The organism is Thauera sp. AutoDN2, assembly GCF_051280715.1.
Classification (GTDB): Bacteria; Pseudomonadota; Gammaproteobacteria; order Burkholderiales; family Rhodocyclaceae; genus Thauera.
On the sequence record NZ_JBNCAR010000001.1, the window covers coordinates 187,754 to 208,913 of the forward strand.

The 21,160-nt window shown below is 65.6% G+C and carries 22 protein-coding genes; 13 read left to right on the top strand and 9 right to left on the bottom strand.

What is annotated here, in order from left to right:
- Nucleotides 1-23: 23 nt before the first annotated feature.
- From ACPT9U_RS00835 to ACPT9U_RS00855, 5 genes are read right to left on the bottom strand one after another with little or no spacing between them, the layout of a single operon-like run.
- A complete protein-coding gene (locus tag ACPT9U_RS00835) occupies nt 24-506 on the bottom strand; it encodes a hydrogenase maturation protease (RefSeq protein WP_435749572.1) in 483 nt (160 codons plus the stop codon).
- On the bottom strand, nt 503-1,975 hold the full coding sequence (locus ACPT9U_RS00840) for a Ni/Fe hydrogenase subunit alpha (RefSeq protein ID WP_418363560.1): 1,473 nt from the start codon (nt 1,973-1,975) through the stop codon (nt 503-505). The genes ACPT9U_RS00835 and ACPT9U_RS00840 overlap by 4 nt, the downstream gene beginning before the upstream one ends.
- Nucleotides 1,976-2,000: 25 nt before the next feature.
- On the bottom strand, nt 2,001-2,555 hold the full coding sequence (locus ACPT9U_RS00845) for an NADP oxidoreductase (protein WP_435749573.1): 555 nt from the start codon (nt 2,553-2,555) through the stop codon (nt 2,001-2,003).
- The gene (locus tag ACPT9U_RS00850) at nt 2,552-3,265 is read right to left on the bottom strand and encodes a 2Fe-2S iron-sulfur cluster-binding protein (RefSeq protein ID WP_418363562.1); all 714 of its coding nucleotides are present in this window, start codon (nt 3,263-3,265) and stop codon (nt 2,552-2,554) included. The genes ACPT9U_RS00845 and ACPT9U_RS00850 overlap by 4 nt, the downstream gene beginning before the upstream one ends.
- Nucleotides 3,262-5,055: an NAD(P)H-dependent oxidoreductase subunit E gene (locus tag ACPT9U_RS00855; protein ID WP_435749634.1), complete on the bottom strand. Its 1,794-nt coding sequence runs from the start codon at nt 5,053-5,055 to the stop codon at nt 3,262-3,264. Before ACPT9U_RS00855 ends, ACPT9U_RS00850 begins: the two co-directional genes overlap by 4 nt.
- A 174-nt stretch (nt 5,056-5,229) precedes the next feature.
- Between ACPT9U_RS00855 and ACPT9U_RS00860 the strand changes: the two genes are divergently transcribed.
- The 9 genes from ACPT9U_RS00860 to ACPT9U_RS00900 all read left to right on the top strand — a co-directional run bounded on the left by ACPT9U_RS00860 (nt 5,230) and on the right by ACPT9U_RS00900 (nt 12,371).
- Complete coding sequence (locus ACPT9U_RS00860; protein ID WP_435749575.1) at nt 5,230-6,249, top strand: DUF4351 domain-containing protein; 1,020 nt, start codon at nt 5,230-5,232, stop codon at nt 6,247-6,249.
- Nucleotides 6,250-6,370: 121 nt separating this feature from the next.
- A complete protein-coding gene (locus ACPT9U_RS00865; protein ID WP_435749576.1) occupies nt 6,371-6,649 on the top strand; it encodes a type II toxin-antitoxin system RelE/ParE family toxin in 279 nt (92 codons plus the stop codon).
- Complete coding sequence (locus ACPT9U_RS00870; protein WP_418363779.1) at nt 6,583-6,942, top strand: HigA family addiction module antitoxin; 360 nt, start codon at nt 6,583-6,585, stop codon at nt 6,940-6,942. Before ACPT9U_RS00865 ends, ACPT9U_RS00870 begins: the two co-directional genes overlap by 67 nt.
- A gap of 149 nt (nt 6,943-7,091) precedes the next feature.
- Nucleotides 7,092-8,486: a UDP-glucose dehydrogenase family protein gene (locus ACPT9U_RS00875; protein ID WP_435749577.1), complete on the top strand. Its 1,395-nt coding sequence runs from the start codon at nt 7,092-7,094 to the stop codon at nt 8,484-8,486.
- Nucleotides 8,487-8,585: 99 nt separating this feature from the next.
- Nucleotides 8,586-8,789 carry a DUF433 domain-containing protein gene (locus tag ACPT9U_RS00880; protein WP_435749579.1) on the top strand — a complete coding sequence of 68 codons (204 nt, stop codon included), beginning with the start codon at nt 8,586-8,588 and terminating at the stop codon, nt 8,787-8,789.
- A 219-nt stretch (nt 8,790-9,008) separates the two neighbouring features.
- On the top strand, nt 9,009-9,245 hold the full coding sequence (locus tag ACPT9U_RS00885) for a type II toxin-antitoxin system CcdA family antitoxin (RefSeq protein ID WP_418363568.1): 237 nt from the start codon (nt 9,009-9,011) through the stop codon (nt 9,243-9,245).
- Nucleotides 9,245-9,544 carry a CcdB family protein gene (locus tag ACPT9U_RS00890; RefSeq protein ID WP_435749580.1) on the top strand — a complete coding sequence of 100 codons (300 nt, stop codon included), beginning with the start codon at nt 9,245-9,247 and terminating at the stop codon, nt 9,542-9,544. The genes ACPT9U_RS00885 and ACPT9U_RS00890 overlap by 1 nt, the downstream gene beginning before the upstream one ends.
- 33 nt (nt 9,545-9,577) lie before the next feature.
- Complete coding sequence (locus tag ACPT9U_RS00895) at nt 9,578-11,230, top strand: MBOAT family O-acyltransferase (RefSeq protein WP_435749581.1); 1,653 nt, start codon at nt 9,578-9,580, stop codon at nt 11,228-11,230.
- A 7-nt stretch (nt 11,231-11,237) separates the two neighbouring features.
- A complete protein-coding gene (locus tag ACPT9U_RS00900; RefSeq protein WP_435749582.1) occupies nt 11,238-12,371 on the top strand; it encodes a hypothetical protein in 1,134 nt (377 codons plus the stop codon).
- Nucleotides 12,372-12,417: 46 nt separating this feature from the next.
- Here the strand turns inward: ACPT9U_RS00900 and ACPT9U_RS00905 are convergent, their stop codons facing one another.
- From ACPT9U_RS00905 to ACPT9U_RS00915, 3 genes are read right to left on the bottom strand one after another with little or no spacing between them, the layout of a single operon-like run.
- Complete coding sequence (locus ACPT9U_RS00905; protein ID WP_435749583.1) at nt 12,418-13,278, bottom strand: hydrolase 1, exosortase A system-associated; 861 nt, start codon at nt 13,276-13,278, stop codon at nt 12,418-12,420.
- A complete protein-coding gene (locus ACPT9U_RS00910) occupies nt 13,268-14,095 on the bottom strand; it encodes a hydrolase 2, exosortase A system-associated (protein ID WP_435749584.1) in 828 nt (275 codons plus the stop codon). Before ACPT9U_RS00910 ends, ACPT9U_RS00905 begins: the two co-directional genes overlap by 11 nt.
- A 15-nt stretch (nt 14,096-14,110) precedes the next feature.
- Nucleotides 14,111-14,359, bottom strand: a complete 249-nt coding sequence (locus tag ACPT9U_RS00915) for an acyl carrier protein (protein ID WP_435749585.1) — start codon at nt 14,357-14,359, stop codon at nt 14,111-14,113.
- A gap of 132 nt (nt 14,360-14,491) precedes the next feature.
- Between ACPT9U_RS00915 and ACPT9U_RS00920 the strand changes: the two genes are divergently transcribed.
- From ACPT9U_RS00920 to ACPT9U_RS00935, 4 genes are read left to right on the top strand one after another with little or no spacing between them, the layout of a single operon-like run.
- A complete protein-coding gene (locus ACPT9U_RS00920) occupies nt 14,492-15,724 on the top strand; it encodes a glycosyltransferase (RefSeq protein ID WP_435749586.1) in 1,233 nt (410 codons plus the stop codon).
- Nucleotides 15,721-16,758, top strand: a complete 1,038-nt coding sequence (locus ACPT9U_RS00925) for a GNAT family N-acetyltransferase (protein WP_435749587.1) — start codon at nt 15,721-15,723, stop codon at nt 16,756-16,758. Before ACPT9U_RS00920 ends, ACPT9U_RS00925 begins: the two co-directional genes overlap by 4 nt.
- Nucleotides 16,755-18,221, top strand: coding sequence for an oligosaccharide flippase family protein (locus ACPT9U_RS00930; RefSeq protein WP_435749588.1), 1,467 nt, complete (start codon nt 16,755-16,757; stop codon nt 18,219-18,221). Before ACPT9U_RS00925 ends, ACPT9U_RS00930 begins: the two co-directional genes overlap by 4 nt.
- A gap of 46 nt (nt 18,222-18,267) precedes the next feature.
- Complete coding sequence (locus tag ACPT9U_RS00935) at nt 18,268-19,107, top strand: AAC(3) family N-acetyltransferase (RefSeq protein WP_435749589.1); 840 nt, start codon at nt 18,268-18,270, stop codon at nt 19,105-19,107.
- Between the two features lie 19 nt (nt 19,108-19,126).
- On the opposite strand, the gene ACPT9U_RS00940 is transcribed toward ACPT9U_RS00935, so the two are convergent.
- The gene (locus ACPT9U_RS00940) at nt 19,127-21,070 is read right to left on the bottom strand and encodes an acyltransferase family protein (RefSeq protein WP_435749590.1); all 1,944 of its coding nucleotides are present in this window, start codon (nt 21,068-21,070) and stop codon (nt 19,127-19,129) included.
- Between the last annotated feature and the right edge of the window lie 90 nt (nt 21,071-21,160).

Genomic DNA, 21,160 nt, shown 5'->3' on the forward strand with positions numbered 1-21,160 from the left:
TCACCTGGCCCGCAGCCGCCGCATCAACCCCCGCGAACCCGGCTGCGCCACGCGCCCGGACTGGGATCGGAGAGCAGTTGCCGGACGATCGTCCAGCCACAGCGCAGCGCCTCCTCCCCCGCCGGCGAGAGCCCCTCGCCCAGCGCGGTGGAATCGGCGCGCAGCGCGAGCACGAAGGCCGGGGGCGGCGGGCGGCCCTGGGTTCGCACAAAGACCTCGAGCAAGGCTTCGGGCGCCATCGCATGGCTGAAAGCCAGACGCGACGCCTCGGCCCGGGCCTCATGGAGCGCGCAGGGCTCCTCCAGCCCGATCGCCGCATCGCAGAACAGCACGCACGCTGCGCCGGCAAGGTCCAGCACGTGCTCGATCTGCAACTGGAACACCTCCAGCGTCCCGACCGCCGGGTAGTGCTGCCTCACCCGCTCGAGCAGGCGCACGCCGAGCGCATCATCGCCCCGCGCCGTATTGCCGATCCCGATCACCAGCGTACGCTCGACCCCGCTCAATCGCGCACCAGCCGGTCGAGGGTCGAACCGTCGGCGTCCTTCAGCTCGAGCACCAGCGGCATCTGCCCGAGCGCATGGGTCGCGCACGACAGGCACGGGTCGAAAGCCCGTATCGCCACTTCGATATGGTTGAGCAGCCCTTCGGTGAGCGTGCGCCCGTCGAGATAGCGGCGCGCCACCGCACGGACCGCGGTATTCATGGCCTGGTTGTTATGCGTGGTCGACACGATCAGGTTGCACAGGCTCACCAGGTCGTCGTCATCGACCTGGTAGTGATGGATCAGCGTTCCGCGCGGCGCCTCGATGATGCCCACCCCCTCGCTCCGGCGCTCGCCAGTGGCCATGCGCTCGCCGCTCAGCAGGTCCGGGTCTTCGAGCAGTTCGCGGATCACCTCGGCCGCATGCAGCATCTCGATCATGCGCGCCCAGTGGTAGGCGAGCGTAGCCTGCACCGGCCGCCCCTCGCCATGATCGAGAAACTCGCGCCGCTCCGCCTCGGCAAAGGTGCTCGGGATGAAGTCGCAGTTCTGCACCCGGGCCAGCGGCCCCACCTTGTACCAGCCCGCATCCGGCCCCAGCTCGCGCAGATAGGGGAACTTCATGTAGCTCCACGGCTTGACCTGCTCGCAGATCACCGAGCGGTAGTCCTGGTCGGGCACGCTGTCCCGCAGGATGCGCCCCTCCGCGTCACGGAAGCGCAGGTGGCCGTGGTACAGATCCATCGCCCCATCGTCGCGCACGATGCTCATGAAGCCCGAGTCGAAGCGACCAAACACGTCGTACAGGGCCGGGTCGGCCCGATGCAGGCGCTTTACCAGCTCGACCGCCGCGCGCGACCACTCCACCACGCGGCCAACCTCCGCCCGCAGCAGCGCGTGGTCCTCGGCGGACAGGTGGCGGTTCACACCGCCCGGCACGGCGCCGGTGCCATGGATGCGCTTGCCGGCCGTCGCGCGGATCACCTCCTGCCCGAACTTGCGCAACAGCACGCCCTGGCGCGCAATCTCGGGATGTGCCTCCGCCACCCCGACGATGTTGCGGCGGCCGGCCTCGCTCTCGAAGCCGAACAGCAGGTCTGGCGAGGACAGATGGAAGAAGTGCAGCGCATGGGACTGCAGGATCTGCCCGTAATGCATCAGCCGCCGCAGCTTCTCGGCGGTGGGGGTGATCGGCACGCCGCCGACCACCCGATCCAGCGCCTTCGAAGCCGCCAGGTGGTGGCTGACCGGGCAGATGCCGCACAGCCGCTGCACCATGACCGGCACTTCCCAGTACGGCCGCCCCTTGATGAACACCTCGAAGCCGCGGAACTCGACGATGTGCAGCCGCGCCTCGCGCACATGGCCCGCGTCGTCCAGCAGCAGCGTGACCTTGCCGTGTCCCTCCACGCGGGAGACCGGGTCGATGACCACACGGCGCAGGGTTTCGCGGTCGTTTGCGGTTTCGAGTCTGGAAAGTGCGTCGTTCATGATGGGTTTCCCGGGGAAGCGACGCTCAATCGAAACGCAGGAGTTCGCGGTACAGGCGCGGCGTGCGCCCGGCGATCAGGTCGGAGAGGAATTTCCAGATCGCCTCACCCGAAGGCGGGCAGCCGGGAATGAAGTAATCCACCCGCACGATCTCATGGATCGGGTGCACCTTGTCGAGCAGCAGGGGCAACTCGGGGTCGTTCGGCACGCCGGGGGTCTGCATCCCCTCGCGGGATGCGTACACCTCGCGCAGGCAGGCGTCCAGGTCGAGGTGGTTGCGTTGCGCCGGCAGCCCGCCATTGATCGCACAGGCGCCCACCGCCACCAGCGTCTTGCAGTGGGCACGGAACTCGCGCAGCACATGCACGTTCTCGGCGTTGCACACCCCGCCTTCGATCAGGCCGATATCACACGGGCCGCAGTGCTTGATGTCGGTGAGCGGAGAGCGGTCGAATTCGACCAGCTCGGCAAGCTCGAAAAAGTGCTCGTCGATGTCCAGAAAGGACATGTGGCAGCCGAAGCAGCCCGCGAGCGACGTGGTCGCGATGCGCAGCCGGGGCTTCATGGGCACCGTGCTCATGGCGTGTCCTCCCGCCCGCGCATCGACACCACCGAGATCGGCGCTTCGTCGTAGGTTCGGCTGCCGATCGGGACCTCGAAGCCCACACGCTTGCGCAGGATCACCCCCACCGGACAGATACGCGCAGCCAGGTCGTCGGCCGAGAAATCGGTATCGCCGAGCCGCCCGGACTCGGCATTCACCACCAGGTGCTTGTGGATGCCGCGGTTCGTCAGCGCGAACACGCTCTTGCCATCCACGTCGCGACTCGCGCGCACGCACAGCTCGCAGAAGATGCAGCGGTTGAAGTCGAGCAGGATGTCCGGGTGCGAGGCATCGACGGGGCGCACCGGGAAGAAGTGGTCGAAGCGCGTGCTCGTCATTTCCAGCTCGTAGGCCTGCGCCTGAAGCTCGCAGTTGCCGCTCTTCTCGCAGCTGGGACAGAAGTGGTTGCCCTCGACGAACAGCATCTGCAGCAGGGCGCGGCGCTCGCCGTTCATCTCCGGCGTATTGCTCTCCACCTCCATGCCCTCCTTGGCCGCAAGCGCGCACGAAGAGACGTGCCGCCCGCCCACCTTGACCATGCACAGCTTGCACGAGCCATGCGGCGGAAAGTCCGGATGCCAGCACAGGTGCGGAATGTAGTAGCCCGCCGCGCGCGCCGCCTCGAGGATGGTCTGCCCCGCCTCGAAGGGAACCGGCCGGCCGTCCAGCATGAAGTGGTGGCTCATCCCTCACTCCCGTTCTCGGTATGGTTGCCGTTGTCGAGCCGCGCCGCCGGATCGTTGCGCCCGGTGATGCGGCGGGCAGTCTCCAGCTCGGCATCCAGGTCGAAAGCCGGCTCGAAATCCAGCGTCTTCAGCCGCCGCTCGTACGCGGGCCGAAACTTGCTCAGGGTATCCACCACCGCGTTCGGCGCCGTCGAACCCAGCCCGCAGTGGCTGGCGTTGCGCAGCAGGCGGTTGATCCACTCGATGTCCGCCAGATCCTTCTTCGCCCCGTACCCCTTGGCGAGCTTGTCCATGTAGCCCTTGAGCAACGAGGTACCGACGCGACAGGGGGTGCAGAAGCCGCAGCTCTCGTGGGTGAAGAACGCCACGAAGTTGCGCGCGATCTCGAATGGGTCGCGCGTGGAATCGAACACCATGAAGGCCCCCGCGCTGGGCACGTCCTCGAACGCGATCGCACGCGAGAACTCGTAGCCGGCCACCGAAACCCCCGACGCACCGCCCACCTGCACCATGTGCGCATCGCTGGCGCCGCAATCCTCGAGCACGCGGTCGATGCGCACACCGAACGGATACTCGTAGATCCCCGGAAACGCGCAGTCCCCCGACACCGACAGCAGCTTGGTGCCCGCAGACTGCGCCGTCCCGGTTGCCGCAAAGGCCGCGCCCCCGCCAAGCGCGATCAGCGTCGTCTTGGCCAGCGTCTCGACGTTGTTCACCACCGTCGGACGCCCCAGATAGCCATGCGTCGCCGGGAACGGCGGCCGTATTCGTGGCGTGCCGCGCTTGCCCTCGAGCGACTCGATCAGCGCGGTCTCCTCCCCGCACACATAGGCGCCGGCACCAAGGTGGATCTCGATGTCGAAGTCGAACCCCGCCTCGCCAAGAATGTGCGCCCCGAGCAACCCTCTGTCGCGCATGTCCTGCAGCGTGCGTTCGAGCCGCGGCCGCAGATAACGGTACTCGCCGCGCAGGTACACGAAACCCTGCTGCGCACCGATCGCCCAGGCCGCGAGCAGCATGCCCTCGAACACGCGCTCGGCGCAGCGGGCAAGCAGCACACGATCCTTGAAGGTGCCCGGTTCGCCCTCGTCGGCATTGCACACCACCACCTTGTGCTCGCCCGGCGCATCCCGGCAGGCCTCCCACTTCACGCAGGTCGTAAACCCGGCGCCGCCCCGGCCCCGCAGGCGCGAGCGCCGCATCTCCTCGATCCAGGCCGCACGCCCCATGCGCACCGCCGCCGCAATCGCGCTGCCCGCGACGAAGTCCTGCCCCAGCAGCGCATCCCGCCGCCGAATGTTGTCATCGACGTGAAAGAGCGCCTGCGGCCAGCGCGCGAGCGGCACCCGAGCACGCACCAGTTCGGCAACCTCGATGATGCGCGCGTGGTCCAGCCGCGTCACCGGCAGACCATTGACCAGCATCGCCGGCCCCTGGTCGCACATGCCGGTACAGGACGTCACATCGACACTGACCAGGCCATCCTCCGACAGCTTGCCGCGCTGGACCCACAGCTCGCGGCACAGCGCCTCGCGCAGCGCGGACCCGCCGAGCATGCGGTCGGTGATGTTGTCCGAGAACAGGATCCGGTACGCCCCCACCGGCTCGAGATGCAGAAAACTGTAGAAACCCGCCACGCCCTCGACCCGCGCCCGCGGCAACCCCAGCCCCGCCGCAACCGCGCTGATGCTCGCCGGTGGCAGATACCCAAGCCCGTCCTGCACGTCGATCAGCACCTGCAGCAGCCGACTCGCATCGCCCCCGCACCGGACCAAGGCCCCGCTCACCATCCGCTCGATCTCGACTCCAGGCACGGCACGCCCTCCGATGGACTCCCCACGATTCTACAACCCCAAAACCAATGGGATCAGACTCGATTGATTTCCCAAGGCATCGGCACCCCGCAAATTTCCTTTTGTCATATTTCCATTTAGCATTCCAGCTCCTCACGACGGAGCCCGGAGATGTCCAACACAGCAGCGCACGACGACCTCGACAGTCCGTGGAAGGAAGTCGTCGAGCACGCCTTCCCCGAATTCATCGACTTCTACTTCCCCAACATCAACCGTCAGATCGACTGGGCGTACGGCTACACCTTTCTCGACAAGGAACTGCAGAAGATCGCCCGCGACGGCGAACTCGGCCGCCGCTACGTCGACAAGCTTGTCCGCGTCACCACACTGGCGGGCGAAGAAGACTGGCTCTGCGTGCACATCGAAGTCCAGGGCGAGGTCGACCCCGGCTTCGAACGCCGGATGTTCGTCTATAACTACCGCATCTTCGACACTTACGACCGCCCCGTCGCCAGCCTCGCCGTACTCGCCGATAACGACCCGACCTGGCGCCCCGACCGCTTCGAATACGAGCGGTTGGGTTGTCGCCACAGCCTGCACTTTCCGGTCGCAAAGCTTGTCGACTACATTGCAGACGAAGGATCGCTGCTCGCCAACCCCAGCCCCTTCGCCCTGATCACCGCAGCCCACCTGTACACTCGCCGCACCCGAAAGAGCCCGGCACGACGCTTCGACGCCAAGCGCCGCCTCGTCCGCCTGCTCTACCAGCGCAACTGGTCTCGCCAACGCATCATCGATCTATTCCGGGTGCTCGACTGGATGCTCAAGCTGCCTGACTCGCTAGAACGCCAGCTATGGCAAGATATTGAAAACATTGAAGGAGAACGCAACGTGACGTACGTGAGCAGCATCGAGCGCTTCGCCATCGAGCGCGGAATGAAGAAAGGCATGCAACAAGGCATCGAGCAAGGCATCCAGCAGGGCATCGAAAAAGGAATCGCGAGAGGGATCGAAAAAGGGATCCAACAAGGCCTCGCCCAAAGCCTCCAGCGTCAGCTCAACCGCCGCTTCGGCCCGCTCTCAGCCGAAGTCACCCGCCAACTGGAGAACGCCACGCCCGAGCAACTTGAAACCTGGACCGATCGGGTTCTCGACGCGCGCACGATCGAAGAGGTCTTCGCCGAAGGCTGACTGCCCCTCACAAGACCGGGAGCAAGGAAAATTGGGGTCAGCCCCCATTTACTGCTCAGTGAAAGTAGCACCTGCGGCAAATTCTGATTGTTGCGTGATGCGCAACGCGATACGATCCGCCATGATCAAATCCTTTCGGCACAAAGGCCTCCGCAGACTCTTTGAGACAGGCAGCACTTCGGGCATACAGGCCAGTCACACCAAGCGACTGCGGATGCAGCTCGCAGCGCTGGACACGGCGCAGTCGATCGACGACATGGACATCCCGAGCTTTCGCCTGCATCCACTCAAAGGCAACCACGAGGGGCGCTGGTCGATCACCGTTAACGGCAACTGGCGGATGACCTTCGAGTTTGTCGACGGCAACGCTTACGTTCTGGACTACGAGGACTACCACTGATGGCCATGCATAATCCACCCCACCCCGGCGAATTCATCACCGAGATCTATCTCGCGCCTCACGGCGTCAGCGGTCGTGAATTGGCCAGCCGCCTGGACGTCGCAGCATCGACCTTGAGCCGCGTACTCAAGGGCAGCAGCCGCGTCACGCCCGACATGGCCTTGCGGCTGTCGAAGGCGCTGGGGCGCAGCCCCGAGAGCTGGCTGGCGATGCAGGATGCACACGACCTCTGGCTTGCGCGCCAGACCACCAATCTTGCCCGGGTGAGCAAGCTGGAACTGGCCGCAGCCTGAAGTGGGAAACTGGGGTCAGACCCCATTTACTCCCCCCCCGACCGCGACACCTTCCCGTTGAAGCTGTCATCCAGACCCGCTAGCCTTGCGGCGTTGCATCAGCACCCCGTGCAGATGCCCGTCTCATTCACTGCGAGCGCGAGCCAACCATGAAACTCACCATCTTCGGCACCGGCTACGTCGGCCTCGTCACCGGCGCCTGCCTGGCGGAAGTCGGCCACACCGTGGTCTGCATGGACGTCGACCAGGGCAAGATCGACAAGCTCCAGGCCGGCGTCGTCCCCATCTGGGAGCCCGGCCTGCAGCCCATCGTCGAGCGCAACGTCGCCGAAGGCAGGCTGCGCTTCACCACCGATGTGGAAGAAGCCGTCAAGCACGCCGAAGTGCAGTTCATCGCCGTCGGCACCCCGCCCGACGAAGACGGCTCGGCAGACCTGCAGTACGTGCTCGCAGTGGCCGAGGCCATCGCCCGCTACATGCCGCGCTACCGCGTCATCGTCAATAAATCCACCGTCCCGGTCGGTACCGCGGACAAGGTCCAGGCCAAGGTCGAGCAGATCCTCGCCGAGCGTGGCGAAGCGATCCCCTTCGATGTCGTCTCCAACCCCGAATTCCTCAAGGAAGGCGCGGCCGTCGGCGACTTCCTCAAGCCCGACCGCATCATCATCGGCACCCGCTCGGCCAAGGCGCAGGAGCGCATGCGCGAGCTCTACGAGCCCTTCAACCGCAACCACGAACGCACCCTGTTCATGGACGTGAAGAGCGCGGAGCTCACCAAGTACGCGGCCAACGCCATGCTCGCCACCAAGATCAGCTTCATGAACGAGCTGGCCAACATGGCCGAGATCCTGGGTGCCGACATCGAGGAAGTGCGTAAGGGCATCGGCGCCGATCCACGCATCGGCTATCACTTCATCTACCCCGGCTGCGGCTATGGCGGGTCTTGCTTTCCCAAAGACGTGCAAGCCCTGGGCCGCAGCGCCGACCAGATCGGCTACGACGCCCCGCTGCTCAAGGCCGTCGAGGCGGTCAACAACCGCCAGAAAACCACCCTCTTCGCCAAGCTCGCCCGCCACTTCGGTGGCGCCGAAGCCCTGCGCGGCAAAACCATCGCCGTCTGGGGCCTGGCCTTCAAGCCCAACACCGACGACATGCGCGAAGCCCCTAGCCGTACGCTCATCGAGGCACTCTGGGAAGCGGGCGCAAAGGTGCGAGCGTATGACCCGGTAGCAATGGACGAAACGCGGCGCATCTACGGCGAACGGCTCGACCTGGCGCTGTGCGGCAACAAGTACAGCGCGCTGGAAGGCGCCGATGCGCTAGCCATCTGCACCGAGTGGCAGCAGTTCCGCGCGCCCGATTTCGAGGAGATGCAGGCGCTGCTCCGCGCCAAGCTCATCATCGACGGCCGCAACCTCTACAACCCGGACCGCCTCGCCGACGACGGCTGGCACTACTACAGCGTCGGCCGCAGTCAACCACACACCAGCTCCCCCACGGAACCGAACGCGAGCATGCCCAAGCCCGAGGCGCTCGGCTGCTGAAAGATCAACGGAAAATTGAGGTCAGCCCCATTTGTCAGGCTCCATAATAAACGGGGTCAGCCCCCATTTACTCAGGAAACCCCCAGGGAGCACGACACCATGAACACCGAACTAGACCAGCGCATCACCTTCAATCCACGTCAGTGCGGCGGGCAGGCGTGCATTCGAGGGCTTCGGATCCGGGGGACTGACATCCTGGAAATGCTTGCCCAAGGAGTGGACCAGTCCGAAATCCTGGCCGACTTTCCCGACCTCGAAGCCGCAGACATCCTGGCCTGCCTGCATTTCGCCGCCAAGCCGTAAGCGCCCACCCGCCGATGCTCTTCAACGCCTACGAACTCCTCTTCCTACCGCTCACGGAAAATTGGGATCAGACCCCATTGATTCACAATTCATGAAGCGCACCATTCATGAAGCGACGGCTGGCAGCATTAAATCGTTGGCCGCGCCCAGTAGATCAATGTTGGCAACAATGCGCAGCTCTGCCAACATTTGGAGCACACATCGTTCGAGGCCCAAACCATGGCACACGCACAAGTCCCCAAGCGGGCAACCAACGTCTCGCTGGCCGAGCCCCTTCTGGCCGAGGCCAAGCAACTGCGCATCAACATCTCTCAGGCTGCAGAAGCGGGCGTGGCGCGCGCTGTCGCCGAGAAGCGCGCCGAGCTCTGGGTAGCGGAAAACCAGAAGGCGTTCGATTGCTGGAATGCGTACGTCGAGAAGAACGGCCTCCCACTTGGCAAGTACAGGAGCTTCTGATGACCCGGCTGACCGTCTACAAGAACCCTGACGGCCCTGGCTACCTCGTGGACCTGCAAGCCGACATCAACAGCCATTTCGCAACCCGCGTCGTGGCGCCGCTACTGCCGGTTGAAGCGGTACCGTTCTACGCCTCCGCGCTCAACCCCGTTTTCGAGATCGAAGGCGCGCGCTTCGTGATGGCAACGCAAGGCATGGCGGCGGTTCCACTGGCGATCTTGAAGCACCCGGTGGCTTCGCTCGAACATCGGCGAACAGAAGTCGTCGCCGCAGTCGACCTCTTGTTCCAAGGTTTTTGAGCCCCCTTTCCTCAAGAAGAAGTCGAAGCCCGCATGGGCACGACCAAGAGCGCCATATCACGGCTCGAGTCCTCGCTGCGCACCGACAAGCACCCGCCGATGCTCTTCAACGCCTACGAATTCCTCTTCCTCTTCCTTCCGCTCACGCTCGCCGGCTACTTCTGGGTCGCGCGGCGCGGGCATGAGCCGGCGATCGTCTGGCTGGTGCTGGCCTCGCTGTTCTTCTACGCGTGGTGGCGGCCGGTTTATCTGGTGTTGCTGCTCGTGTCGATGCTCGCCAACTTCGGCCTCGGCAGCCTGCTCGACCAGGCGCACCGACTGAGCCGCCAGCACGCCGGCAAAGCCTGGCTGATCGCTGGCATCGTCTTTAACCTCAGCCTGCTCGGCTACTTCAAATACGCCAACTTCACCGTCAACAGCCTCAACGCACTCGCCGGCACCGACTTCCACCTCGACACCATCATCCTGCCGCTGGCGATCTCCTTCTTCACCTTCCAGCAGATCGCCTACTTGGTCGACGCATACCAAGGCCAGGCGCGCGAATACCGCTTCACCCACTACGCGCTCTTCGTCACCTTCTTTCCGCAGCTCATCGCCGGCCCCATCGTCCATCACCGCGACATGCTGCCGCAGTTCATGCAGCCCGGCGCGCTCACGCCGCGCGCGCAGAACATGGCTATCGGCCTCAGCGTCTTCGCCCTCGGGCTGTTCAAGAAAACCGTCCTCGCCGACGGCGTCGCCCAGTACGCCACCCCCGTCTTCGACGCTGCTGCTGCGGGCGACACGCTCAGCTTCTTCGAGGCCTGGGGCGGCGCGCTCGCCTACACGCTGCAGCTCTACTTCGACTTCTCCGGCTATTCCGACATGGCCATCGGCGCCGCGCGCATGTTCGGCATCGTCCTGCCGGTCAACTTCCACTCGCCCTACAAAGCCACCAACATCATCGAATTCTGGCGGCGCTGGCACATGACGCTGTCGGCCTTCCTGCGCGACTATCTCTACATCGCGCTCGGCGGCAACCGCGCCGGGCGGCTCATGCGCTACCGCAACCTCATGCTCACCATGCTGCTCGGCGGCCTGTGGCACGGTGCGGGCTGGACCTTCGTCGCCTGGGGCGCGCTGCACGGACTGTATCTGTGCATCAACCACGCCTGGCGGCACACCACCACGCGCCTCTTCCCGCAGGGGCTACTCCCCGTCCCGCTCGCCAAGGTGCTGTCGTGGCTCGTCACCTTCGTCGCCGTCGTCATCGGCTGGGTGTTCTTCCGCGCGGGCAGTTTCGATGCCGCCGTCAGCGTGCTGCAGGGCATGGCCGGCCTCAACGGCATCGCGCTGCCCAACGCCATCGCAGCGCGGCTCGATGCGGCGTGGCCGGTGCTTGCCAGCCTCGGCTTCGGCACCTACCTCGGCGGCGGATCGCAGTTCGTCTTCACCTGGCTATGGATCGCCGCCCTGCTACCAGTCGCGCTCATCCTGCCCAACACGCAGCAGATCATGCGCCACACCCAACCCGGCCTGCACCTGCACAGCGGGCGCGCCGAAGACGAACTCCAGGCCGCCCCGCGCCTCGCGGACAAACTCGCCTGGCGCAGCACCACTGGCTGGGCCATCGGCATCGGCCTGCTCGCCGCCATTGCCGTGCTCGCCATGACGCGCATCTCCGAATTCCTCTACTTCCAGTTCTGAGCCCGCCATGGACAGCCCCACCGCCTCGCGTCGCTTCCTGCTCTGGCTGGCGCTCAGCTTTGCCCTGGTGTGCACCGCAGCCGCCGGCTTCAACTACGTCGTCGACCCCTACGGCCTGTTCGGCACACCCCGCATCCAGGGCCTCAACGCCGTCAAGCCCACCGCAGCCGAACGTGTGCGCGTCACCAAGCCCTACATGGCCAGTGTCGCCCGCCCGGCCACCGTCATCGCCGGCAACTCGCGCCCCGAGCTCGGCCTCGACCCGCAAAGCCCCTGCTGGCCCGACGATCACAAGCCCGTCTTCAACACCGGCATCCCCGGCGCCAGCTTCTACATGCAGACCCAGTACGCCAAGCACGCCCTCATGGCCGGCGGCGGCAAACGCGCCCTGCTCGCGGTCGACTTCCTCGACTTCCTCACCAATACCGCCACCCCCGCCCCCCCGCCCAACTGGCCGGCGCTGGCCCGCAGCTATGCCGGCCGCCTCCAAATCCCCGGCGAAAACGCCCCCGGCTGGCAACGCATCCACCTGCAGGCGCAGGACCAGCTCGGCGCCCTGTTCTCGCTCACCACCCTGGCCGACGCACTCGGCACCGTCGCCCGCCAGCGCGCCCCCTTCACCGCCGACCGCCGCGCAGACGGCTTCAACCCCGGGCGCGACTACCAGGCCATCATCCGCAGCGAAGGCCAGCACGTGCTCTTCGCGCAGAAAAACGCCGAGCTACGCGAGCGCCTGGCAAACCCGAAGCTAGGCCTCTTCCCCGCAGGCCAGCACAGCAACGAAAGCTTCGAGGCGCTCAAGGGTTTTCTGGGATGGGCGAAACAGCACGGCATCGCCGTCACCGTCTTCATCAACCCCTACCATGCCGACTACCACCGCATCATCGCGGAGTCGGGACTGGGCGAGACATACGCGCAGTGGACGCGGAGGGTTGCGGAGATCGCGGCGGCGGCAGCGGTGCCGTTCCGGGACTTCAATGCGCAAGGGTTCGAGCTGGACGAGACGCCACCGGGGCCTGGGGTGCGGGGGGAGCACATCCGGTGGTTCTGGGAGCCGGCGCATTACACGGCGAAGTTGGGGGAGGTGATGCTGAGCAAGACGGTGATCAACGCGGCTTGCACCATCCCGCCAACGGAGTAACTTCGCGGGCCCGGCCCAGACAGCAGGCCGCCAAGCCCCAAGCGCTTCAGGCCAATCCTCGCACCCACGCCAACGTCGCCCTCGCCACGCCCTCGCTCTGCGCCACCGCAGAAAACGTGTGATCCGCCTCTGGAAAGTGCTGCACCTGGCAGCGCCCGGAACCTATGAACGCCCCCCACCCCCCATCCCCGGAAATACACTGCTCGAACTCGCGCGCAACGTAGTCACGGCCGCTCAGAAACACCGCGACAGGTAAGTCGCAACGCAGCAACCCACGCAGCATGCGCTCCGGCAGCGCCCCCTCCCGATCAGATGTCGTCGGCGTATCGCCTGCACCTGCCGCCGCCTCGGCTGCCTCTTTAACCCCACCCAGCGCGCCGCGCAAATTCACGCCACCGCCGAACAGCTTGCGCCAGAAACCAGGGTCCAGCAGCCGCTGCAGGTAATAGTGCTTGAGCATCGTGCGCGCCTGGGTTTCGGCCGTTCGCACCCACGGATTCAGCAGCACGGCGCCCGCCACCAGCGGGTTGCCGCCAAGGCTCAGGCAGATCGCACTCGCGCCATCGCACAGCCCCCAAAGCACGATCCGCTTCAGCGCCGGCACCTCACGGGCAAATGTCGCGATCGCCGCCTCGATGTCTTCAGAAACGGCTTCAAAATCCCGCGCCTCTCCGCTCGAATCCCCCATGCCGCGGTAATCGAAGCGCATGCAGGGCACGCCATTGTCCGCAAGAAAGCGTGCCAGCATTACGAACTGCCGATGACTACCCACCCGGTACTGCGGCCCGCCGACAACGATCAGCACACCCGTATCCGCAGTCGCCACATCGACACTCGCCGGCAGGGAGATCACGCCGACGAGCGTCTCCCCCTCGCAGTCGAACACCACCGTGCGCTCAGTGTGCATTCGCCCACCCGTCGAGCACTGCACACGACGCTTCGATCAGCGGCAGCGAAACCTCGATCTCCTGCGTCTGCCAGAAGAACGAGCCGGCCACTTTCTGATGCAGTATGGCTTGCCCCGTAGCCGAGCAGCGCGCTACCCACTCACCCAGCGCACGGCTCGGCTTCGCGCTGCCCGTGGCAGTCAGCTCCATGACCGCCACGGACGCATCAAAGCCGGCGGGCAGCTCGAGCCTCGACACGGACCACCCCTCGGCCAACTTCGGCGCCATTTGGTAGCCCGCGACCTCAACATCGCCCCCCGCCTCCAGCCGCGACAAAAGTGCCGATGCCGAGGCGCGCGCCCTTGTGTCGTCCTGCAAGTTGGCCGTGGCAATCAAGCGCAGAAACTGCAAGAGGTTTCGCCGCCCATCAACCACCGGGTGCCACAGCAGCAAGCCGTCGCACCGCCCGCCTCGCGTCAGCCAATCACCCGCGAGCAAGGCGCCACTCCGCACCGCCCAGATGAACAATGAGCCATCGGCCTGCGACCGCAGCCACGCGGCACCGCGCCCGACATCATCGACCCACGTCTCCCAGGTCGCCTCGGCAAGATCTCCACTGCTGTCCCCGCTGCCGTGCAGATCCATCCGCAGCACAAGCAGCCCGGCATCCGCCAGTGCCCGCGCAGCCAGCGCGCACATGCGCCGCGACTTGTTCAGCTCTTCCAGCAGGGGCGGCACCAGCAGCACGAGTCCGCGCGGCCGCCCCGCGGGTCGGTTCACAATGCAAAAACGCTGCCCGAAAGCAGCGTCCATGAAAAAAGCCTCGAGCGCACACATGCGCTGCAGCGCTCGTCAGCCCAGCTTGCCCTGGATGAACTCGACCAGCGTGCCCACCGTGGCAAACGTCGCGCCATCGATCTCGTCGTCCTCGACGAAGAAGTCGAAGCGCTCTTCCATGAGGTTGATTACCCCGACCACCGCCATCGAGTCGAGTTCGGGCACCGCGCCCAGAAGCGGGGTGTCGTGTGTGAATGCAGCTGCACGGCCGTTCAGGCAGAGCACCTCATCCAGGATGCTCAGCACTTCTTTCGTGATATCCAACGATGCTCTCCTGCATGTTGTCGTTGATATTCAGATCGCAGGCGATCTGCGATAAACGGCTTGTATTATAGGGGCTTGTTTGCGAAAGACGACGCCATTGCGACACACCATTCCCGCAGACTGCCGCGCCACATGAAATCCCTCCTCATGATCGCCTTCCACTTCCCGCCGATTCAGGGCAGCAGCGGCATCCAGCGCACGCTGGGTTTCGCGCGGCATCTACCCGAATTCGGCTGGCAGCCGATCGTGCTCACCGCTCATCCGCGGGCCTACCCCAGCACCACCAACGACCTCGCCGACAGCCTGCCACCCGAGCTCCAGGTCATTCGAGCCCAGGCCTGGGACGCCTCGCGCCACTTCGCCATCCGCGGCCGCTACCCCGCCGCACTCGCGCGCCCCGACCGCTGGGCGAGCTGGTGGTTTGGCGCAGTCCCCGCCGGCATGTCAGCCATCCACCAGCTCAAGCCCCACGCACTCTGGTCAACCTACCCCATCGCCACCGCCCACCGAATCGGCGCCACGCTCCAGGCGCGCAGCGGCCTGCCCTGGGTTGCAGACTTTCGCGACCCCATGGCGCAGGACGACTACCCACCCGACCCGGTCACCCGCCGCCACTACGCCGACCTCGACCAACGCACCGTCACCCAAGCCAGCCGCACGTTTCTCAGCACGCCCACCGCCGTCGCCGACTACCGCCGCCGCTACCCACAGCAAGCGCACCGCATTGATCTTCTGGAAAACGCCTTCGATGAAGGGGCCTTCCAACAGGCTGAGACATCTCACGAAGCCATTGCTGGCCCACTCGCCCCCGGCAAGCGCACCCTGCTCCACAGCGGCATCGTCTACCCAAGCGAGCGCGATCCCAGCCATCTCTTCGAAGCACTCGCCCGCCTGCAGCAGACTCGGCCCCAGGTCTATGACGGCCTGCAGATACGCTTTCGCGCCCCGGTGCACGACACCCTGCTCAAACACCTCGCCACCAAGCATGGGGTGCAGCAGGCCGTACAGATCCTGCCCGCCCTCGGCTACCGCGACGCACTCGCAGAGATGCTCCGGGCCGATGGACTGCTGATCCTGCAGGCAAGCAACTGCAACGCGCAGATCCCCGCCAAGCTCTACGAATACTTTCGCGCGCAGCGCCCCATCATCTCGCTCACCGATCCAGCAGGCGACACCGCCGCACGGTGCCGCGCCGCCGGCATCGAAACCGATGCGCCCCTTGACGACGTCACCGCCATCGCCAGCCGGCTGGAACAGTTCGTCACCGGCACGCTTCCGCGCAGCATCGCGCCCGCAGTCAATATCGCGCAGGCGTCGCGTCGCGCCCGTGCGCAGCAGCTCGCCAAGGCGCTCGACGCCTTATGAGCACATCGGCGCCAAGCATCGTCGGCCAGGACCCGCACCTCAGCGAAGCCTGGTTCGCCCTGCTGCGCAACACCGCCCTGCCACCCGGCACCACGGCTCACACCCTCGACATCGGCATGGCCGCGGCGCCTGCCTCCGCGCAACTGCACCTCATGCGCAGGCCCGACGCCCCGCGCGAGCTCCACGGCCTGTCCACCTTCTACACCCCGCGCTTCGGCCCAAGCGGTCCCGGCCCAATCGACGCCGAGGCACTCTGCGCGCATTGGCGCCGCATCCGCCGCACCGCCGGCGCCCCACACCTCATCCAGCTCGCACCCCTCGCACCTGACGACCGCTTCTTCACCCTCGCATGCAGCACGCTGCGCCAGGCGGGCTGGCTCGTGGATGACTACTTCTGCTTCGGCAACTGGCATGCCGATGTATCAGGCCAACACTTCGACGACTATCTCGCCGCCCGCCCCTCGCAACTGCGCAACACCCTGCTTCGTCACCGCCGCAAGCTCGCGCGGCGCAGCGACTTCAACGTCCGCATCCAGGTCGCTGCCAATGCAGCGCTGCCTGCAGCCATCGCCGAATTCACCCGCGTCTACAACCTGAGCTGGAAGCAGCCCGAGCCCTTTCCGCAGTTCATCCCCGGCCTGTGCGCACTCGCGGCCAACCAGGGCTGGCTACGCCTCGGGCTGCTCGAGCTCGACAGCCGCACGGTCGCCGCACAGCTCTGGCTTGTCGCAGCCGGAACCGCATACATCGTCAAGCTCGCGCACGACAAGCAATACGCTGCGCTGGGCGTAGGCACCGTGCTCACCGGCCACCTCATGCAGCACGTCATCGACATCGACCGCGTGCAGCACATCGACTACCTCATCGGCGACGACCCCTACAAACGCAACTGGACACCCCTGCGTCGCGAACGCCGCGGGCTCATTGCCTTCAACCCGGCCAGTGCCCGCGGACTCGCCCTCGCAGCGCGGCACTTCGCAGGCCGCGCCCTGAAAGGGTTTCGGCGACACATTTCGGGCGCCGGCACAACATGACCACCGCCCCCGGCAGCCTCGTTCAAGGCACCCTGCTCACCGTCGCAATGCGCTGGACAGACCGCCTCATCGGCCTCGTCAGCACGCTCATCCTCGCCCGCCTGCTCACGCCCGCCGACTTCGGCATCATCGCCATGGCGACGCTCGTCATCGCGCTCGCCGATGTTCTGCTCGATCTCGGCACCAACATCGCGCTAGTGCGCGACCCCGACGCCACCCAGGCACACTACGACACCGCCTGGACACTGCGCCTCATCCAGACTGCGCTCTCGACCGCGCTCATCATCGCCGCCGCCCCACTGGCCGCTGACTACTTCGGGGACGCCCGCGTTCAGCCGGTGCTGCAGATCCTCGCCTTCTCGCTGCTGCTCGGCGGCCTGGAAAACATCGGCATCGTCGCCTTTCACAAGCAGATGCAGTTCGGCGACGAGTTCCGTTTTCTGTTCGCACGCCGCATCGCCGGTTTCATCATCACCATCGTCGCCGCAGTCGTGCTGCGCAACTACTGGGCGCTGGTCATCGGCACGCTCGGTGGGCGCCTGCTCGGTGTGCTGCTCAGTTACTTCATGCACCCGATGCGCCCGCGCCTGAGCCTGGCGCGCTTTGGCGCACTGTTTGCCGTGTCGCAATGGATGCTGCTGCGCGGCATCGGCGACTTCCTCAACCAGAGCCTGCACCGCATGCTGGTCGGGCGCTGGAACAGCGCGCCGGTCATGGGTGCCTACACCGTCGCGCACGAGATCGCCACCATGCCCTCGGCCGAGCTCGTCGCCCCCATGAACAGGGCGCTGTTCCCCGCCCTCGCTGCCGCGCACGACAACCCGGCCGAACGCCAGCGCCTCTTCCTGCTCGCACTCGGTCTGCAAGCCGCCATCGCCATCCCAGCCGCCACGGGCCTGGCGCTGGTCGCACCGCTTGCCGTGCCGGTGCTGCTCGGTGCGCAGTGGGTCGAGGCCGTGCCACTGCTGCAGCTCCTCGCGCTTGCCGGCATTGCCCATGCACTCACCGCCGGCAGCCAGTATCTGCTCATCGTGCTCGGCAAGCTGGCCCAGGCCACCGCCATCATCTGGCTGCAGGTGGGGCTGTTCGCCGCGCTCGCACTGGTCGCCATGCCCGGCGCCGACGCCGAAGCGCTCGCTGCCCTCCGCCTGGTGGTATCGGCCAGCGCCATCCTGGCCACCGCCGTGTTCGTCCGCAGGCATGGCGGCATCGCCCTTGCTGCCATGGCCCGAACCTGCTTACGCCCCCTTGCAGCCACCGCGCTCATGGCCGTCACAGTCCTCGCAACCGGCTCCCTCGATGCCGCCGCCAGCCTTCCGACCTCGATGGTGCTGATCATGCAAATTGCCCTTGGTGCAATCAGCTACGCTGCCGCACTGTTTGGCCTGTGGGCCCTCCGAGGGCGACCGGCGGGTGCAGAAAGCTGGCTCTTCACAAAAATCCGCAGCGTAATGGGGCAATAATCCCGCCTAACGTCATCACGCCTGACAGCCCCCCCTGCTCCCGACCATGGCCCGTTCGCTTCTCGACACCCTCAAGCAGCACTACATCCGCCACTTCCGCAGCTACAACGCGCAAGCCTTGCGCAACAAGCTCACGCAGATCGGCGTGCGCACGGGCGACACGCTCATGGTCCATTCGTCCTGGCGCCCCAACAACGGCTTCACCGGCACGCCCGCCCAGTTCTGCGCCGCGCTGCGCGAGGCCGTGGGCGAAGGCGGGCTGGTGGTCATGCCCTCGCTCACCTACCACAACATGAGCTCGGCCGAATTCCTTGCCACCGGAAAGCCGATGAACGTGCGCCGCAGCCCCTCTGCCATGGGCCTGCTCACCGAGGTTTTCCGGCGCGGCAAAGGCGTCATACGCAGCCTCAGCCCCACGCACCCGCTGCTCGCCTGGGGCAAGGGCGCCGAAGAGTTCATCGTCGGGCACGAAGCCACTGACCGCCCCTTTGGCCCCGACTCCCCCTTCGCCCGCCTGCTGCAGCGCAACGCGTTCATCCTGTGCGTGGATGCCGGCTTCTCGTCGATCACCTTCACCCACTTCGTCGAAGACCAGCTCGCACACACGCTCGACGTGCCGCTCTACGAGCCCAGCCCCATCAACGGCACCGTCATCGACAGCGCGGGCGCCGAGCACATCGTCCCCACCCGCGTGCTGTCCGCTGCGGCCAACAAACTGCGCCGCGAACCCCGCCTGATCGCGCACCTCACCCAGGCCGGCAGCCTGCACGAGGGCCGCATCGGCAACACCCGGCTTACGTGGATTCGCGCGCAAGACCACCTGCGTGGTGCGGAAACACTGGCGACGTCAGGCGCGCATTTCTTCGATCGCGCAACGGCCGGCTGATCGCGCAAGCGGTGGAGACTTAGCGCGCCAACTGCTCGATCAATTCACCAAGCCGCATTTCCCGCGCGATCGCAACGGATCCTTCATGGGTCAGGTGGCCAGCATCCACGTACAGGATCGCCTCACCGCTCGTCACTCTGCACGACCCCGCTGAGCAGAGATGCTCGTCAAGTCGAATCACCCCAACGTCGGCAGCCCGCTCAAGCCTGTCGAGAAAGCCGATCACGGCGCCATTCGCTTCCAGGTGCTGTGCATGAGGTACCGTGCAGTCATCTGTAGGCGCGCCAAGAACGAGCTTCTGCTTGGCACGGCGTTCGAGGCAGGCTCCGACATTGAAGCCGGCCGAAGGCGTAGGCCCGACCACGACAACGCGCTTGCCTGCGGCGCGCAACGCCTCGACCGTTGCAGTGAAATACTCGATGAACAAGGCTTCACCCACCGCAGACTCCTGGGCGTTGCCAGTTGCATCCACCGTCAGCAGCCGCCATACCCTTCGCCCGTCGTGACTCATGAGGTACTGCCGGAAGGAGCTCGCCAGCACCACGATCTCGATCTCCGCCGCCCCCCGCACATGCTCGAACACCTGCCGGTTGTAGGCGATACAAGACGCCGCCCAATGGCGCGTATAAAACACGTCACTGGTCGGCGCCATATCAAGCACAGGCCCACAGTTGCCCATCGTCGCCTGCGCAACACCACCACGACTCGTGTCGACGACACCGGGCACCAGATGCATGGCGTAGGAATCACCCCACACCATCACGGCCGGCTTGTCGGCGCTCCTGCATTCGGCCTTGAGCTCAAAGCGACCTTCGGATATGCAGACTGCAGAAAAGCCATCATTCGGCCGTCGGATGTGCGCAAAGTCCTGCTCCGTCACAAACGCCCGAGACAGCAGCAGCGGCAGCACAACCAAGGCCGTGCTCACCGCAATAACGCCTGCAAGCTGGGCGCGGGTGCCCTTGAGCGGCATCTCGCGAATGGGGCGCTCGACAAACCGGTACAGGCAATAACCAAGAACGACGCTCAGCACCAGCGCGAGACACCGCTCCCACAGCCCAACTGACGAAACGGAGGCGTTCTTGAGAAAGGCGAACACCGGCCAGTGCGCGAGATACAACGAATACGAGATGTCGCCAACACGAGCGAGCCCCCGCACAAGCGCGGACTGCCCCGCGTCCGGGTGGCGCCGCGCGATCACGATCACGGTAGCGAGGCAAACCAGCGCCGCGTTCAAGCCCGGGTGCGAGCCCGGTAAGGGAAACAGCGGCACCAGTAGCAACGCACTAGTCGCCGGCCAGAACAACCACCGGCTCCAAACACCAGGCCCTGCAGAATTTCTCGGCATCAGCGCCAGGATCGAGCCCAGCCCAAGCTCCCACGCCCGAGTCGGCAAGAGATAGAAGGTCGCGATCGGTTTGTAGTCGAGAAGCACGAAGCAAGCGAGCGCACTCAGGCCAACCACGAGGCTTATCGCAGGCAATCTGAACCGCTGCGGCAGAAACACCAAGGCCGCCGGCAGCAGAAAGTAGTACTGCTCCTCAATCGACAGCGACCAGATGTGCAGCAGTGGCTTGAGGTCGGCCGCCCCCTCGAAGTAGCCCGACTGCAGGAACAGCACCACGTTCGACGAAAACGTAAGTGCGCCGATCAACTGCGCAAAGAAATCCCGCAACTCGGCGTCGTTGAGGACCACCGGCGCCAACAAGCCTGTCACCAGGAAGGTCACATATGCCGCAGGCAGCAGCCGCTTCGCACGGCGGTAGTAAAACTCCGCAAAGGAAAACTCGCCCCGCCCGAGCGCCCGAGCAACCAGCCCGGTGATCAGATAGCCCGAAATGACGAAGAAGACATCGACCCCGAGGTAGCCCCCGGGCAGAAACAGGTCTGCGTGATAGAGCAGCACCAGCAGCACCGCCACGCCGCGCAGCGCCTGCAGGTCAATACGAAAACCGGACTGCATTCACAAGGCTCCTGCTCGATTGTCGTGTCATTCCCCCCCGCCTTGCGTACCAGCTGCATGCACCCCCGGGAGCCAACTCGGTCACGGAAT

Bases quoted from the DNA above. Each gene is read 5' to 3' on its own strand.
- ACPT9U_RS00840 (WP_418363560.1), bottom strand. From the start codon at position 1,975: ATGAACGACGCACTTTCCAGACTCGAAACCGCAAACGACCGCGAAACC.
- ACPT9U_RS00845 (WP_435749573.1), bottom strand. From the start codon at position 2,555: ATGAGCACGGTGCCCATGAAGCCCCGGCTGCGCATCGCGACCACGTCG.
- ACPT9U_RS00850 (WP_418363562.1), bottom strand. From the start codon at position 3,265: ATGAGCCACCACTTCATGCTGGACGGCCGGCCGGTTCCCTTCGAGGCG.
- ACPT9U_RS00855 (WP_435749634.1), bottom strand. From the start codon at position 5,055: ATGGTGAGCGGGGCCTTGGTCCGGTGCGGGGGCGATGCGAGTCGGCTG.
- ACPT9U_RS00860 (WP_435749575.1), top strand. From the start codon at position 5,230: ATGTCCAACACAGCAGCGCACGACGACCTCGACAGTCCGTGGAAGGAA.
- ACPT9U_RS00865 (WP_435749576.1), top strand. From the start codon at position 6,371: ATGATCAAATCCTTTCGGCACAAAGGCCTCCGCAGACTCTTTGAGACA.
- ACPT9U_RS00875 (WP_435749577.1), top strand. From the start codon at position 7,092: ATGAAACTCACCATCTTCGGCACCGGCTACGTCGGCCTCGTCACCGGC.
- ACPT9U_RS00880 (WP_435749579.1), top strand. From the start codon at position 8,586: ATGAACACCGAACTAGACCAGCGCATCACCTTCAATCCACGTCAGTGC.
- ACPT9U_RS00885 (WP_418363568.1), top strand. From the start codon at position 9,009: ATGGCACACGCACAAGTCCCCAAGCGGGCAACCAACGTCTCGCTGGCC.
- ACPT9U_RS00890 (WP_435749580.1), top strand. From the start codon at position 9,245: ATGACCCGGCTGACCGTCTACAAGAACCCTGACGGCCCTGGCTACCTC.
- ACPT9U_RS00895 (WP_435749581.1), top strand. From the start codon at position 9,578: ATGGGCACGACCAAGAGCGCCATATCACGGCTCGAGTCCTCGCTGCGC.
- ACPT9U_RS00900 (WP_435749582.1), top strand. From the start codon at position 11,238: ATGGACAGCCCCACCGCCTCGCGTCGCTTCCTGCTCTGGCTGGCGCTC.
- ACPT9U_RS00905 (WP_435749583.1), bottom strand. From the start codon at position 13,278: ATGCACACTGAGCGCACGGTGGTGTTCGACTGCGAGGGGGAGACGCTC.
- ACPT9U_RS00910 (WP_435749584.1), bottom strand. From the start codon at position 14,095: ATGTGTGCGCTCGAGGCTTTTTTCATGGACGCTGCTTTCGGGCAGCGT.
- ACPT9U_RS00920 (WP_435749586.1), top strand. From the start codon at position 14,492: ATGAAATCCCTCCTCATGATCGCCTTCCACTTCCCGCCGATTCAGGGC.
- ACPT9U_RS00925 (WP_435749587.1), top strand. From the start codon at position 15,721: ATGAGCACATCGGCGCCAAGCATCGTCGGCCAGGACCCGCACCTCAGC.
- ACPT9U_RS00930 (WP_435749588.1), top strand. From the start codon at position 16,755: ATGACCACCGCCCCCGGCAGCCTCGTTCAAGGCACCCTGCTCACCGTC.
- ACPT9U_RS00935 (WP_435749589.1), top strand. From the start codon at position 18,268: ATGGCCCGTTCGCTTCTCGACACCCTCAAGCAGCACTACATCCGCCAC.
- ACPT9U_RS00940 (WP_435749590.1), bottom strand. From the start codon at position 21,070: ATGCAGTCCGGTTTTCGTATTGACCTGCAGGCGCTGCGCGGCGTGGCG.